Raw genomic sequence first — 15761 nt, forward strand, 5'->3', positions numbered from 1 at the left:
ATGCGCCTCTAATTAGCTCGTATTTCGTCATTTGCATTGGGGTTACGTAAGATAATCCGCGCCTTATCTTTGCCAGATGTTGCATTGGCAATGACGGCGATAATAATGACCAAACCAGAAATCGCCATTTGCCAAAACGGTGAGACACCAATAATTGGCAAGGCGTTATTCACCACGCCGATAAATAAGGCGCCAATCACACAACCCACCACAGTGCCCAAACCGCCAACGATACTCACACCACCAATCACGCACGCCGCGATTACTTGCAGTTCAAAGCCATTGGCTACGTCCACATAGGCAACTGCAAAGCGCGAGACCCACAAATAACCACATAATCCAGACAAGGTACCCGACACTAAAAAAGCATAAAATTGCACCTTACCCACGTTTACACCTGAGTAAAATGCGGCCATTGGATTGCCGCCGGCAGAATAGAAATTACGTCCCCATACACTGAACTTCATCGCCCAGAAAAATAAGATAATGGCAGCGACGGCCATCCAGCCAAGCACGGGCATGGATAAAATTTCATAGCGGGGTAAACCTATAAAAGACTCACTCATTTGGTGAGAGTTCACCCAGGCGCCGTCCGATAACAAAAAGGTCGCGCCACGATAAATGCTCATGGTACCAAGGGTAATAACAATAGAAGGCACTTTTAATAGCCAAACAAATAAGCCATTAATCGCCCCTAGCAAGGCGCCAATAAACAAGGATAAAAATATCAGTAATGCCATAGGAAGTTCTGGAAAATATTGATTCACCATGGCCACAAACATGCCGGTAAAAGCCACATTGGCCGCCACAGACAAATCAATACAACGGGTTAGAATCACCAACATCTGCCCCAGAGCTAACATGATCAGAATTGAGGTGTCATTAAAAATACTGACACTATTCGATAGGCTAATAAAATCAGGACTGATCACTCCAACACCAAAAAACATCGCCAGCACAATGATGCTGAGCACGCCTTCACGGGAGTAAATTAAACGTTTTAACATGTCACACTGCCTCCAGTCGCAAGCGAAACCACCTTCTCTGGCGTCGCGTCAGCACGTGATAATTCACCGACAATTAAGCCTTCGTTCATCACCAAAATACGGTCTGACATGCCGAGAATTTCCGGTAACTCTGACGACACCATGATCACAGACAAGCCAGAATCCACCAGCTCAGACATAAACTCATGCACCGCGGCTTTCGATCCTATATCGATACCTTTAGTCGGCTCGTCCAAAATAATCACTTTCGGGTTGGTGGCGAGCCATTTGGCGATAACGACTTTTTGCTGATTACCGCCTGAGAGGTTCATCACCTTCTCATCCCAACAAGACGCTTTCACTTGCAAGCGCTCACAATATTGGCGAGCCAGTGCCATTTCGCCTTCTTGGTCGATTTGTCCGTGCTTCGCTAAACGTTCCATCTGCGGCAAGCTAACGTTCTGATAAATAGGCAATTCCAACACGATGCCTTGTTTCTGACGTTCTTCTGGCACATAAACAATACCGTTATCAATGGCTTCTTTCGGTGAGTGAATAATCACTTCTTTACCATTCATTTTGACAGAGCCAGTTACATGATCCGTAGTGCCAAACAAAGCCTGCATCACTTCCGTTCTGCCTGAACCTACCAAACCATAAACGCCAAGGATTTCGCCTTTTTTCAAACTAAAACTAATATTAGCGAACTCAGTTGTGTGGCATAAGTTACTCACTTCTAATAGTGTCTCGCCAATTTCTACGTCTTTTTTCGGATAAGTGGCTTCGATGCTGCGCGCTACCATCATTTCCACTAACTGCGCCTCGTTGGTGTCTTTGATAAAACCTTCGCCCACAAAAGAACCATCACGAAACACGGTATAGCGATCCGCCAAGGTAAAAATCTCATCGAACTTGTGGGTTATAAAAAGAATCGCTTTACCTTGGCTTTTTAAGGTATTCACCAATTCATATAATTCGTGAATTTCATGATGAGACAAGGCCGCCGTCGGCTCATCCAAAATCACCACTTTGGCGTCAACTGACAAAGCGCGAGCGATACCGACCATGTGTTTCTGGCCAATACTTAGCTCGCGTAAAATTTGATTAGGGTCCATGTGGGCATTAATTGACGACAGAATTTCTTGTGATCTAGCCTCCATCGCAGCCCAATCTATAGAAAAGCGTTTGGTCAGCGGATAGTTCCCTAAGAAAATATTCTCTGCCACCGTCAAATCATCAAACAAAACGGTTTCCTGATGAATCGCAGTGATGCCTAAAGCATAAGAATCGTGAGGGGAATGAAACTGCACAGGCTTGCCGTTAAAAATAATTTCCCCACCATCCGGCTGATAAATGCCAGTCATGGTTTTTACCAGCGTCGATTTACCTGCACCGTTTTCACCGACCAAAGCAGTCACTTGGCCAGGATAAAGATGAAGGTCGACACCATCCAACGCTTTCACGCCTGGAAAAACCTTACTCACCTTTTTTAAACTAAAAATTGCATTGTTCATAACGGCAGCTCTTATTGTTATTGGTTCATTATGAAATTATTGAACAAGTCCCCCATCCTAGCCCCCCTTTAAAGACACAAAGGGAGGCTGATAGAGGGTTAATAGCGACTAGAAAATAGAAGAGAATTCATCAACGTTTGAAGCATCGTAGATAAAGGGCTTCGCCATTGCGCCGTCGCCATTTTTGTCTACTTCAAGCGTACCCATACGACCCATTGGAATCTCGGTTTTCGTACCTTTACCTTTCACAAGGTTGTACGCCAGCATGGTTGCTGAATAACCAAGATCGATTGGGTTCCAGATTGCAAAGCTATGAATCGCACCGCTGTGCACATGACCTGCTAATTCAGAAGGTAGGCCCAAACCTGTCACATAGACTTTGCCCGTTAAGCCCATGTCGCTAACAGCTTGCGCTGCGGCCAAAATACCAACGGTAGTTGGTGCCACGATGACATCTAGATCTGGGTGATTTTTGATCAAGGCTGTTGCTTCACGGAAACTCTTATCCGCTAAGTCATCACCGTAAACGGTATCAACAAGTTTTAAGTTAGGGAATTTACTGAGAGATTTTTTCATCTCACCAATCCAAATATTTTGGTTGGTCGAGGTTGGCGTTGCGCTCAGGATGGCAAAAGTACCGGACTTTTTGCCTTTGGCTTTAATGGCGTCAGCCGCAAGCTGTACGTTCATTTCGCCAATTAGGCTATTACTGGAAGGGTTTAAGTGAATTTGGCGTCCCTCTTTGCCTACGCCTGAATCCCAAGAGATGACTTTAATGCCACGTTGTTGAGCTTTTTTCAAGGAAGGAACCAAGGCATCCGCATCGTTTGCAGACACGGCAATCGCATCAACACGCTGCGCGATCAGTGAGTTGATGATTTCAATCTGGCCTTCCGCTGTGGTCGAAGTTGGCCCAGTGTAAATAACCTCCACATCGCCTAACTCTTTCTTGGCTTCTTCTGCACCGCGGTACGCCGCTTCGAAAAAGCCAATACCTAACGCCTTCACTAACAACGCCACTCGAACCTGATCCGCTGCATACGTACCAGAAGCAAATAAAGTTGCAGAAGCCAACACACATGCCGTGATGAGTTTGTTTTTCATAATTATCTCCAAGAGCGCGCTCATCGTCACACAACAAGAAGTTGTCGTATCCGAGACGCGGTTTATTGTTTTTGTTTTTCTACTATGATCAAACGACAGCCTGCCGCTTTGATCACTTCTTTACTCTTGTTATCTATTCCATCGTCCGTGATGACGATATCTATCTGTGAAAGAGGACAAATGATCATACTTGATCGGTTTTGAAATTTTGTACTATCAACCAAAAGCACCCGCTGATCTGCTCGATTTATCAATTTCATTACCGCTTGTACGATTTGTGGATCTGTCTCCATCACACCGTGAGAATTAATGCCATATGCACCGATAAAAAGAACATCAGCGTAGGTGTGGTTGGAAATATCATCTGGAAACGGACTCAAAATAATATTCTGTTCCCGATGGATTTTTCCGCTCGGCACGGTAACGCTGCACTTACTCTTTTTAATCAACTGATCAGCAATGGAAAACGAATTGGTCAGCACTTGCAGCTTTAAGCCACGCATAAACTCAGACATAGCCGCTGTCGTTGTGCCGCCGCTGATCATTATTGACATATTGTCCGATAATAAATCCACCGCCGCTTTCGCAATACAACGCTTTATGTCCATGTTAATTGTTTGACTAACCGAGTAAGGCCTTCCCAATAAACTCACATCAGAAGGAGGATTAATGGCTTCCGCCCCTCCTCGCACCCGACGTAGTTTCTTTTGCTTGTCTAAAAAGCTGATATCTCTTCGAACCGTTGCTTCTGAAGCGCCTAGCACGTCGGCTAGGTGCGCTACCGTCACAATAGGTCGAGCTTCAACTTCAGACAAGATCACTCTATGCCTTTCAATTTCGTGCATCGATTAAATCCTCGATAATCAATATAATTTATTTTCAATCATTATCAAGCACTATCGATCAAAATATATGTAAAAAGATAAAAAATGCTTGAAAATGATTATTTTTGTTCTAGTATGAACGCTATCGATCATTCTAACCCGCTGATTGTGCATAACAAAAATAAATTTAAAGTCTTTGATTAATAGCCATAAAACAACGCTTTAGGCCATAAAAAAGACGGAACTTGAGGTTAAACGATGTCTACTAACTTACTACCCAATCTTTGGAACGATGCTGACGCGTCCCTTCTGACTGAACCCGAATTATTGCAATATCGATCAAACTTGCTTGGTTCTGACATGCGCGTGACCAATTATGGTGGCGGTAATACCTCAGCAAAGCTGCAAATGGACGACCCTCTTACTGGAGAAAAGACCACCGTATTATGGGTAAAAGGTTCTGGCGGCGATATTGGCTCCATGGGATTGGATGGCTTTTCCACTCTATATATGGACAAACTGAATCAGCTTTTGCCGCTTTATCGCGGGCTTGAGTTTGAAGATGAGATGGTCGCTTACCTTCCGCATTGTACTTACAACCTAAACTCCCGCGCCGCCAGTATCGATACGCCGCTTCATGCGTATTTACCTTACCTCCATGTGGATCACCTTCACCCAGACGCGGTAATTGCTATTGCGGCAAGCAAAAACAGCAAACAACTGACTGAAAACATTTTTAACGGTGAAATTGGCTGGCTTCCTTGGCGTCGTCCGGGTTTTCAGTTGGGTATGGATTTGCATAAAATCGCCACCGAGAATCCTCACCTTAAAGGTGTTGTATTAGAAAGCCACGGTCTTTTCACTTGGTCAAATGGCAACAAAGATTGTTACCTCAACTCACTGAACATTATTAACAAAGCACAAACATGGCTGGAACAACAAAGCGCAGGCAAAGCAGCCTTTGGTGGCGAGTTATTTAAAACCCTGCCTGATGAAAAACGCCAACAAGTGGTTTCTAGCTTAATGCCATTGATTCGTGGCAAAACCAGCGAAAAACAACGTCAAATTGGTCACTTCAACGCTTCAGACGAAGTACTACAGTTCGTCAATTCGAAAGACTTAGACCGACTTGCCAAGCTTGGCACCTCTTGCCCAGACCATTTCTTGCGCACCAAAATTCGTCCATTTGTGGTCAATTACAATCCAGAAAACGACAACCTTGATGAAGTGATCGAGTCACTAGACCAAAGCCTTGCTGATTACCGTGAAGATTACGCGGGTTACTACAACCGCTGTAAACGCGATAACAGCCCTGCCATGCGCGATCCAAATCCAGTAATTTATTTGATACCTGGCGTCGGCATGCTGTCTTTTGCCAAAGACAAAGCCACAGCACGAATCGCAGGGGAATTCTACGTTAACGCCATTAATGTCATGCGCGGCGCAGACAGTGTGAGCGAATATGTCGGCTTGCCAGAACAAGAAGCTTTCGACATTGAATATTGGCTATTAGAAGAAGCCAAACTGCAACGCATGCCAAAACCCAAGTCCTTGGCTGGTCATATCGCCTTGGTGACTGGGGCCGCTGGCGGCATTGGTCTTGCGACAGCAAAACGTCTCGCCAAAGAAGGCGCTAATATCGTACTGATGGACATAGACGAAGACGCTCTGAAGACCGCTCAGGCGAATATGAACAGCGAATTTAGCAAAGATTGCGCGTCTAGTATCAAGATGGATGTGACTAACGAAGACGATGTTATCCGTGCGGTAAAACATTGCGCTGTGGCATTTGGCGGCTTGGACATTGTTGTTTCCAACGCAGGTATTGCGTCTTCTGCACCATTAGAAGAAACCACTCTTGCTCTATGGAATAAAAACCAAAGCATCTTATCAACAGGTTACTTCGTAGTTGCTCGTGAAGCCTTTAGTCTGCTAAAACAACAGAACATGGGCGGCAACATGGTGTTTATCGCCAGTAAAAATGGTTTGGTTGCCAGTGCAAACGCCAGCGCCTATTGCGTTGCAAAAGCATCTGAGATTCAGCTTGCCCGCTGTGTTGCTCTAGAAGGTGCACCGCTTGGTATTCGCTCCAATGTGGTCAACCCGGATGCAGTGTTGCGAGGTTCAAAAATTTGGACTGGTAAATGGAAAGAAGAAAGAGCCAGCGCTTATAAACTGTCTACCGATGATTTAGAAGAACATTATCGACAACGCAGCATGTTAAAGCTGAATGTTTTTCCTGAAGATATTGCCGAAGCCATTTACTTCTTTGCGTCTGATGCGTCGTCGAAATCGACGGGGAATATTCTTAATGTCGATGCGGGTCACGCACCGTCGTTTACTCGCTAGAGCATTGATTAAAAAGAACAATAAAAAGGAATTATCATGAAACAATTAATTGATCAAAACTTGCTGCAAGAACACAACGCCAAGCAAGAAGCCGCCGTCACAAGTGATTACAACGCGCTGGCGGAAAAGCTGGATCGCTCCGGCATCAAAATCGACTCTATTTTAGAACAAGCTAAGCAATTTACCGTTGCCGTACCTTCTTGGGGTGTTGGCACTGGCGGCACGCGTTTCGCCCGTTTTCCAGGCAAAGGCGAGCCACGCAATATTTTCGAAAAGCTAGATGATTGTTCTGTTATCCAACAACTGTCACAAGCTACTCCAGCCGTTTCTCTGCATATTCCTTGGGACAGACCAAAAGATCCAAAGGAACTGCGCCAGTACGCCGAACAATACGGTTTACACTTTGATGCGATGAACTCCAACACTTTCCAAGACCAAATCGGTCAGGATGAGTCATATAAATTTGGTAGTTTAACGCACACCAACAAAGCCGTGCGTGAACAGGCTATTGCTCATAACATCGACGTGGTGGAATTAGGCCAAAAGCTCGGTTCTAAAGCACTAACCGTTTGGGTGGGCGATGGCTCCAACTTCCCCGGCCAACAACACTTTAAAAACAGCTTCACGCATTATTTAGAAAGCATCAAAGAGGTCTACAACAGCCTGCCAGACGACTGGAACATGCTGTTGGAACATAAAATTTTTGAGCCTGCATTCTACTCGACCGTGATTCAGGATTGGGGCAGCAGCTACCTTGCCGCGAAAGAAACCGGCGAGCGTTGTTTGTCTCTGGTGGATTTGGGCCACCATGCACCGAACGTCAATATCGAAATGATCGTCAGTCGTCTTGCGCAATTCGGCAAGCTGGGCGGATTTCACTTCAACGACAGTAAATACGGTGATGATGATTTAGACAGCGGCTCTATCAATCCTTATCAGTTGTTTTTGATCTTCAATGAACTAACAGACATCCGCAGCCAAGATCCTTCGTACAGCCCATTTTACATGCTGGATCAATCACACAACGTGACCGACCCTGTGGAAAGCTTGATGTACAGCGCTGCCGAAGTGCAACGCGCCTTTGTGAAAAGCTTATTAGTAGATCGCGAAGCCTTAACTCAATACCAAGAAGCAAACGACCCAATGATGGCACAGGCCAGCTTAAAGCAAGCCTATAACATGGACGTTGAGCCAATCTTACAAATGGCCCGTTTACAGGCAGGTGGTGCCATCGACCCTGTTAGCTGTTATCGAGCGAGTGGCTACCGTGCTGCCGTCGCTAAGGCTCGTCCAGCAGATCCGAATAAAACTGGCTCAGGGATTGTGTAGTAAAACAGATAAAAAGAGCGAGCGATTAAAAAATATAGCTTTCAAATGAGGCTATATTTTTTTGATCAAATATATTTTAGAAACAATGTTTTATTAAAATATTTTAAATGGGAAATAAAATAAAATCATTCGTTTCAAGATAATGCTTTGTCGCTTATATTGAGTTAGCAGATGACAAAGTACAAAAATAAAAAAAGGATTGAAAATGCATGAATTACTAAGAGAAAAAAAGCATGTTGTTTCACGCAATCAAGTCATAGAGACAATCGATCTTTTGACTCAAAACCTCATCAACATTGAAGACACCACTGGTGACTTTCTGCTACGCCTTGAAGATGGCCGAGTGATCGACACCAAAGGCTGGGCTGGCTGGGAATGGACGCATGGTATTGGCTTATATGGCTTGTTCAAATATTGGCAGCTCACCAACAACCCAGACACGCTAAAAATTATTCACGATTGGTTCGAACAACGCCTGAGTGAAGGCACGCCAACTAAAAACATCAACACGGTTGCACCTTTTTTAACACTGGCTTGTTTGCATGAACGTACGCCAAAAGAGTCTTGGATTCCTTATCTGGAAGAATGGGCAGAATGGGTCATGTACGAAATGCCGCGCGTACAAGAAGGCGGTCTTCAGCACATTGTTTATAACAGCGTGAACCACAACCAAATGTGGGACGACACCTTAATGATGAGTGTTTTACCGCTCGCTAAAATCGGTAAATTGCTCAACAAACCGGATTACGTGGAAGAAGCAAAATACCAGTTTCTGACTCATATCCAATATCTGATGGATACCAAAAGCGGCCTGTGGTTCCACGGCTGGACCTTCGAAGGCAACCACAACTTCGCCGAAGCCTTGTGGGCCCGCGGTAATAGCTGGATCACTATCGTCATTCCAGAATTCATCGAATTATTAGATTTGGCCGAGAACGACCCCATTCGCCGTTTCTTACTTTCAACTTTAGAACGTCAAGTGAAAGCCCTGAGCGAGCTACAACACAGCGATGGCCTCTGGCACACCTTACTAAACGATAGCAGCATTTATCTAGAAGCCTCAGCCTCCGCGGGATTTGCCTATGGCATTTTAAAAGCCGTTCGCAAACGCTATCTCTCTAGTGACTACTTACCTGTTGCCGAAAAAGCAATTAAAGCGGTCTATGGCAACATTGACGCGCAAGGCGAGCTGCAAAATACCTCATTTGGTACCGCCATGGGCGACGATTTAGAGTATTACAAAAACATCAAAATCACCTCTATGCCTTACGGGCAAGCAATGGCGATTTTATGCCTTAGTGAATATTTACGTCGCTATATCTAGCTGAGGTTAAAGGAAACTCAGCTATCAATTTCTTAAGAAAAAAATAAACATAAGAAGGATAAGAAAATGAAAATCAAACTACTTACTACAGCATTAGCACTTATTGGCTTGGGCGTGGCATCCGCGTCAGCTTACGCAGAAAACTTGCGTTTCGGTTATGCCAGTAATGCCACACCAACCGTAGAAGCGATGAAAAAATTTGCTGAATTGGTCGATCAAAAAACCAAAGGCGATGTCACCGTCACCTTTTTCCCTGATAGCCAACTAGGTGGCGAACGGGAAATGGTCGAACTACTACAAGCCGGTTTGTTAGACATGACCAAAGTCAGTGGCGGCCTAATGGAAAGCTTCTCGCCTGTATATGGCGTATTTTCTATGCCTTACTTGTTTGATAGCCAAGCGCATTTTTATAAGGTAATGGATAACCCTAAAATCACCACGCCGATTTATGAATCTTCAAAAGGCCAAGGTATTTTAGGTCTAACGTATTACGACAGCGGTGCTCGTAGCTTCTACACCTCGAAAAAAGTCATCCGCAATGTCGAAGATCTAAAAGGTCTAAAAATTCGCGTCATGCAAAGCCCAACCTCTATCAAGATGGTAAAAATGCTCGGTGGTTCGCCTATCGCCATGGGACAAGCTGATGTGTATTCGTCTATTCAGCAAGGCGTATTAGATGGTGCGGAAAACAACGAGTTCGCTTTGACCATTGCTCGCCATGCGGAAGTGGCAAAAAACTATTCCTACGATGTGCACTCTCGTGTGCCTGACATCGTTTTGATATCTAAAGCGACAATGGATCGACTAACTCCAACGCAGCGCAAAGCCGTTCAAGAAGCCGCGAAAGAATCCACAGAGTTCCAAAAGCAAGCGTGGGCACAAGCGGTCAATGAAGCGAAAGCAACAAGTGAAAAACAATTTGGCGTCACCTTCTATTACCCAGATGTAGCGGAGTTCCAAGCGGCCGTTCAGCCGATGTATGACGAGCTAAAATCAGATCCGGAAAAATATAAGGTTTATCAGGCAATCCGCCAGCAAGCGGAGTCAAAGTAATGCCAAAAATAAGACGTTTCCTAGATATTTGTTTAGGGACAACCTGCTCACTCTTATTGATCAGTATGGTCGGAGTGTTGTGCTGGCAAGTCATTAGTCGCTATGTATTCAACGACCCTTCGACCTATACCGAAGAGATTTTGCGACTAGGATTGGTTTGGTTGTCTCTATTAGGAGCCGCTTATTCTGCTGGCCGTGGCTCGCACATGGCCATTGACTTACTGCGCGATATTGCGCGCGGTAAGTTCCGCAAATTTCTTAAGCTGCTGGTTCCTATCAGTTTTATTATTTTTAGTATTTATGTACTGATTTTAGGCGGTTTACATAGCATGCAAATTGCCTCTAAACAGCTTACGGCTGTGCTGCAACTTCCAATGGGAAGTTACTACGCAGCGTTACCGGCCTGCGGAGTATTGCTGATTTTGTACGCTATTTTGAATTTGATTGATGTATTAAAAGAGCCAATGAACACCAAGACTGACTCTGATATCGATCAACCACTAAGCATGGGAGAATAAACATGGCTGGTGAAGCGAGTCTTGTACTTATCATTACCTTTTCTGTGTTGGCGTTATTGGGCTTGCCTCTTGCGATTGCCCTAGTCGCTTCTTCCTTAGCCGCTGTTACCATGATGGTGCCTGTGGATATGGCGCTTTTTACTTCCGCGCAAAAAATGGTTGCCAGCTTAGACAGTTTTTCTCTGTTAGCCGTACCATTTTTCATTCTCTCTGGTGTCATTATGAACTCCGGCGGCATTGCCATTCGCTTGGTTAATTTCGCCAAACTGCTCGCGGGACGCATTCCGGGCTCTTTAGCGCAAACTAACATCGCGGGTAACGTATTATTTGGCTGTATTTCAGGCTCTGCCATTGCGGCGTCGACTTCAATTGGTAGCGTCATGGTGCCGATTCAAGCCAAAGAAGGCTATGACAGATCCTTTGCAGCAGCAGTGAATATTGCCTCTGCCCCAACAGGCATGTTGGTGCCACCTACCACAGCCTTTATCATTTACTCATTAATTTCCGGTGGTACGTCTGTCGCAGCCTTGTTTTTAGGCGGCGCTGTAGCAGGTGTTATTTGGGCGTTGGGCTTGGTGCTAGTCACCGTTATTATTGCCAAAAAGCGCAAGTACCCATTGTCAGATCGAGTACCCTTTAAAGAAGCCATTAAGATAACTCTTGATGCCATTCCTAGTTTGTTTCTCATCGTGTTTATTATTGGTGGGATTGTTATGGGTGTAGTGACGCCTGTAGAAGCATCAGGTATTGCAGTCATTTACACCATGATTTTGGCGTTCTTCATCCATAAAACCACACCGCTTCGCGCTTTGCCTAAGTTCCTAATCGAAACATCGCACATTACTGGCACCATCATGTTGCTTTTAGCAGCATCTGCCACCTTATCCTTTGCCATGGCATTCACAGGTATTCCGGCAGCGATATCCGCTTTGATCCTAGGGATTTCTAACGACCCAGTCATGGTCATGCTGATCATTAATATCTTATTACTGGTTATTGGCTGCTTTATGGATATTGGGCCGGCGATTTTGATCTTCACGCCGATCTTGCTACCGATTGCCATGAAAGTTGGCTACGATCCTGTGCACTTCGGCGTTGTCATGGTGTTCAACCTAGCCATCGGTACCATCACCCCGCCTGTCGGAACTGGCTTATTCGTCGGGGCTACTGTTGCCAAGGTAAAAGTCGAAAAAGTCATCGTCGCCCTCGCGCCCTTCTACTTGGTGCTTTTTAGCTTGCTTGCACTTATCTCCTACGTGCCAATCATCACCTTATACTTGCCAACGCTGTTTGGGCTTTGAATAAATAGCTTTGAATTAAAGTTAAATTCGGTATCAAAAAAAACAGCATGGAAGCGCTAAACTTTCATGCTGTTTATCTTTAACAGTAGAAGCGTTACTCGCTGATTTTTTTATACAAGTACTTACGACAAGTGCTTTCATCCATTCGTTTGAGAGCAAAAACTAGAATCCCAATCACTACCACTGCAAACGCTATCCGTCCCCAGAAAATAGTCATAAAGTCCGCGCCAATTAACAGAATCAGCAGCGTATCTTCAATCAAGCTATGAAGTAGATTGAGTAGCATCATGGCGACAAAAATATCCCGCGGAGAAATATGTCCTCGCTTTGCTTCGTTAATAAGCAAACCTCCACCAAAAGAAACACCTAGCGTGATGCCAACAATCGTCAAATTGGTGGCTTCTCTGCTGATGCCCAGCACAGACAAAATCGGCTTAAGCAATATTGCCATGAGTTTTTCGATGCCAAGTAATTTCAGCAAACGTAACAGTGTCATTAACGCAGCGATCACCACAAAAATCATCGCAAGACTTTGAAGTTGGTCAAGCGCCCACGCTATATAGCTAGGATCACTGGTTGGTGTATGTTTCCAAACAGTCTGCGCAGTTGTGTTTAATAGATCTCCGCTTTGGTAAATGTGGTGAAGTATCCACCCCATTAATAAACCACCACCAAGACGAATCACCAGTGTTGCAACAATACCTACTCCGGCTTTTTTAGCCACCGCCACTTCTACTGGCAATGAGTGTGCTAGCAGCAATAACGTTCCTAAAATAGAGACTTGAGCGACGGTTAGATTGGCATCTAAACTCATAAATACCACAAGCCCAGCGTACATATTGGTAACGAGCGTTGTTGCCCACACCAAGCCCATCTCACTGGGCAAACCAACTAAAGACATAACAGGACTCAACCAGTTACTTAGCAGTTCTATACCACCAAACTCTTCAATAACCTTGATCACGATAATAATCGGGATCATGATCTTATAAAGCGTCCAGGTGACATCAATGATCTCTTTCCAGAGACCATTCCACAAAAGTCCAACCCAACGGGATATGCGTTTATTCACTTATCTTGCTCCAAACAATTTATAAATGAAGTCTATTGAGATAAGAGGAAATATGTCGATCAATTTAATAATTGATAACGCTAAATATTTCTAATATAAAATCTGTTAAGAAATTTTCTTTCGTATAATTATTATTTTGAGAAATTTATGGAATTAGACAAAATAGACAGAAAGATCCTAGCCATCTTGCAACGAAATAATCGTATCGCAAACGTGGAACTGGCCGAAGAAGTAGGCTTATCACCACCAGCTTGCCATAAAAGAGTAAAACGACTGAGAGATGACAACATCATTGTGGGTGATGTCTCTATTGTAAATCCAGAATTGAGCGGGAATAAGCTGACTTTGCTGGTGTCAGTAGAAATGGAGCGAGACCGAAAAGATGTGTATGACGCTTTTAAGCGCGTCGTGAGCAAAGCCCCAGAAGTTAGACATTGCTACCAAATAACTGGCAGCTACGATTTTATGATGGTTGTCACTGTGCCAGATATCCAGGCTTATGAAAGCTTTGTCGACCGAGTACTTCACACAGAAGCCAATATCCGAAAATTCCAGACCTCGGTATCACTTCGAACGGTAAAGTCCTCTACAGAAATTCATTTAAGTGAATAAAAATGCCGACTAAGAGCTGATACTAAGACAATTCACCACGCTATTTTTTAGCTTTAGTAAATCAGCCAAGCTTAAAAACTAAATATTGCCAATTTTCTTGATAATCACCGAGTACCTTTTTGAATATTTCCGATCTGCAAACTTTGCTGCCCCCATTTTAGTCTTTCTGTGCATTCCACCAGAAGTAAGTAGATTACTTGTTATTTTTCAGCCTAAAGAGCATATTATTAATTTCACAGTGAGTGACTATACTTTGTGCTCTTCTGCGATCATTTTATTTGAACGCTTTAGAACACTTTCATCAACATTAAGGATGACATATGAGCAACAAGGATGGGCGCATTCCACTAAATGTTAGTTTGCTAAAAGAACAAAGAAGACGCTGTGGCTTAAGCCAAGAAAAATTTGCAGAACAATGCCTTAAACAAGGGCTGTTGGTTTCTATGTCTTCAATTAAGCGTGCGGAATTGGGCATGAATGTACTTTATCGAACAGCAGCGCACATTGCTAAATTTTACGATATCCCAGTTGAGACCCTCTTAATCAATGATGCTAAAAATGCCCCTTCAGACCACCCTTCATCCTCACACACTCCCCAAAAATCGGAAAGAGTGCGAGTGAAGGAGATACAAAAATAGACTTATAAAACATTTCTATTACACGTTCACAACACTTCGTTCCAGACTGGCAAAAAGGGCGCGACGCTGCCAAAAAGGCAGGCCCACCCAACGTTGCTCCTTTTGATAAATACGGTCTTTAATTTCACAATACTCATCAAAAATCCGTTGGATATCATTTTGATAATACTGGACCACGCCCTCTTCGGCACTTATTAAGGCATGGGCACCATGACAAGCACTGCTCATGGCGAATCCAATTCCCATGGAAGATACTGGATCAAAAGACGCCACAGCATCACCAACTGCCACAAATTTTTCTGGAAAAGCGGAAGAGTAATACTGACTATTGGCCTGTTTCACCCAAAGTCTGGCTTGTGTTGAATGACTGCCTTGTAAATAGGGTGCAATGGCGTTTGTCTTGGCAAGATGGGTGTTCCATATTGCTTGACGGTTGAGCTTCATCTCTTTCATCAGATCCACATCAGTGAAACAAGTTACTACCGCAAGCTCTTTAGACAGCCCCGCCATATACCACCAGCCATATTCACAGCTCTCAATTCTTTGTTGTTGCTCAAACACCCGCTGCGGATGATGAATAAATGCACCAACACCAACAAGCTGATCTGTCACAGTACGCTCAATTCCTAATTCCCCCCCTAATTTGCTTTGCCTGCCAGAAGCATCGATCAAATAATCACTTTGAAAATCTAAATCGCCTTGTGCTGGGTGTGATAATTGTACCTGCCAAACACTACCTTGCTGCGCCACTTTGATTTGTTTACAGCGTGGAATAATAGTGCCTCCACGCTCCACCACAGTCATCAATAAAGTCTCGTCGAACACAGCACGATCAAGCTGATAGGTTTGTCCTTGCGCGGTAAATAAACTGTGGTGGCTACTCGCAATATCACTTCCCCAGTAACTGATTTTACCGTAGTTTGGAACAAAACAATCCGCTCCAAAGTCCTCTGGAGAAAGACCAAGATAATCCACAAAATCAAAAATACTATGAGAAACCTGCTCACCAATTCTCTGCTGAGTAAAATCACTACGCTCTAGCAGTAAAACGCTTTTATTGTGGTGCCGCATCAGCGAAAGCGCACAAGCGGCCCCAGCGGGGCCACCTCCGATCACAATGACATCGTATTTATCCAT

General features: G+C 44.2%; 14 protein-coding genes. 8 read left to right on the forward strand and 6 right to left on the reverse strand.

The genetic code is table 11. The features are described from left to right. Positions 1-8: 8 nt before the first annotated feature. The 4 genes from CYL31_RS17380 to CYL31_RS17395 form a co-directional block, all read right to left on the reverse strand. Positions 9-1007 (reverse strand): ABC transporter permease, encoded by a 999-nt coding sequence (locus CYL31_RS17380; protein ID WP_212916405.1) that lies wholly within the window; start codon positions 1005-1007, stop codon positions 9-11. Beyond that, entirely contained in the window at positions 1001-2500 is a 1500-nt protein-coding gene (locus CYL31_RS17385) for a sugar ABC transporter ATP-binding protein (protein WP_212916406.1), read from the reverse strand. Before CYL31_RS17385 ends, CYL31_RS17380 begins: the two co-directional genes overlap by 7 nt. A 108-nt stretch (positions 2501-2608) precedes the next feature. After that, positions 2609-3604, reverse strand: coding sequence for a rhamnose ABC transporter substrate-binding protein (gene rhaS, locus CYL31_RS17390; protein ID WP_212916407.1), 996 nt, complete (start codon positions 3602-3604; stop codon positions 2609-2611). Positions 3605-3666: 62 nt separating this feature from the next. Further along, complete coding sequence (locus tag CYL31_RS17395) at positions 3667-4449, reverse strand: DeoR/GlpR family DNA-binding transcription regulator (RefSeq protein ID WP_169459278.1); 783 nt, start codon at positions 4447-4449, stop codon at positions 3667-3669. 237 nt (positions 4450-4686) lie between these two features. Between CYL31_RS17395 and CYL31_RS17400 the strand changes: the two genes are divergently transcribed. The 6 genes from CYL31_RS17400 (at position 4687) to CYL31_RS17425 (ending at position 12302) form a co-directional block, all read left to right on the forward strand. Beyond that, positions 4687-6777: a bifunctional rhamnulose-1-phosphate aldolase/short-chain dehydrogenase gene (locus tag CYL31_RS17400; RefSeq protein WP_212916408.1), complete on the forward strand. Its 2091-nt coding sequence runs from the start codon at positions 4687-4689 to the stop codon at positions 6775-6777. Positions 6778-6813: 36 nt separating this feature from the next. Next, positions 6814-8106: an L-rhamnose catabolism isomerase gene (rhaI, locus tag CYL31_RS17405; RefSeq protein WP_212916409.1), complete on the forward strand. Its 1293-nt coding sequence runs from the start codon at positions 6814-6816 to the stop codon at positions 8104-8106. A gap of 205 nt (positions 8107-8311) precedes the next feature. Continuing rightward, positions 8312-9430 (forward strand): beta-galactosidase BglB, encoded by a 1119-nt coding sequence (bglB, locus tag CYL31_RS17410; protein WP_212916410.1) that lies wholly within the window; start codon positions 8312-8314, stop codon positions 9428-9430. 66 nt (positions 9431-9496) lie between these two features. Beyond that, on the forward strand, positions 9497-10483 hold the full coding sequence (locus tag CYL31_RS17415; RefSeq protein ID WP_212916411.1) for a TRAP transporter substrate-binding protein: 987 nt from the start codon (positions 9497-9499) through the stop codon (positions 10481-10483). Next, the gene (locus CYL31_RS17420) at positions 10483-11001 is read left to right on the forward strand and encodes a TRAP transporter small permease (protein WP_212916412.1); all 519 of its coding nucleotides are present in this window, start codon (positions 10483-10485) and stop codon (positions 10999-11001) included. The genes CYL31_RS17415 and CYL31_RS17420 overlap by 1 nt, the downstream gene beginning before the upstream one ends. 2 nt (positions 11002-11003) lie before the next feature. Continuing rightward, on the forward strand, positions 11004-12302 hold the full coding sequence (locus CYL31_RS17425) for a TRAP transporter large permease (RefSeq protein ID WP_212916413.1): 1299 nt from the start codon (positions 11004-11006) through the stop codon (positions 12300-12302). A 94-nt stretch (positions 12303-12396) separates the two neighbouring features. Here CYL31_RS17425 and CYL31_RS17430 read toward each other — a convergent pair whose 3' ends face one another. Next, positions 12397-13374: a hypothetical protein gene (locus CYL31_RS17430; protein ID WP_212916414.1), complete on the reverse strand. Its 978-nt coding sequence runs from the start codon at positions 13372-13374 to the stop codon at positions 12397-12399. A 147-nt stretch (positions 13375-13521) separates the two neighbouring features. Between CYL31_RS17430 and CYL31_RS17435 the strand changes: the two genes are divergently transcribed. Beyond that, the gene (locus tag CYL31_RS17435) at positions 13522-13986 is read left to right on the forward strand and encodes an Lrp/AsnC family transcriptional regulator (protein WP_212916415.1); all 465 of its coding nucleotides are present in this window, start codon (positions 13522-13524) and stop codon (positions 13984-13986) included. 320 nt (positions 13987-14306) lie between these two features. Then, positions 14307-14624, forward strand: a complete 318-nt coding sequence (locus CYL31_RS17440) for a helix-turn-helix domain-containing protein (RefSeq protein ID WP_212916416.1) — start codon at positions 14307-14309, stop codon at positions 14622-14624. Between the two features lie 18 nt (positions 14625-14642). Here the strand turns inward: CYL31_RS17440 and lodB are convergent, their stop codons facing one another. After that, a complete protein-coding gene (gene lodB / locus CYL31_RS17445) occupies positions 14643-15761 on the reverse strand; it encodes a lysine-epsilon-oxidase maturase LodB (protein ID WP_212916417.1) in 1119 nt (372 codons plus the stop codon).

This window comes from Marinomonas sp. A3A (assembly GCF_018336955.1).
Taxonomy (GTDB): domain Bacteria; phylum Pseudomonadota; class Gammaproteobacteria; order Pseudomonadales; family Marinomonadaceae; genus Marinomonas; species Marinomonas lutimaris.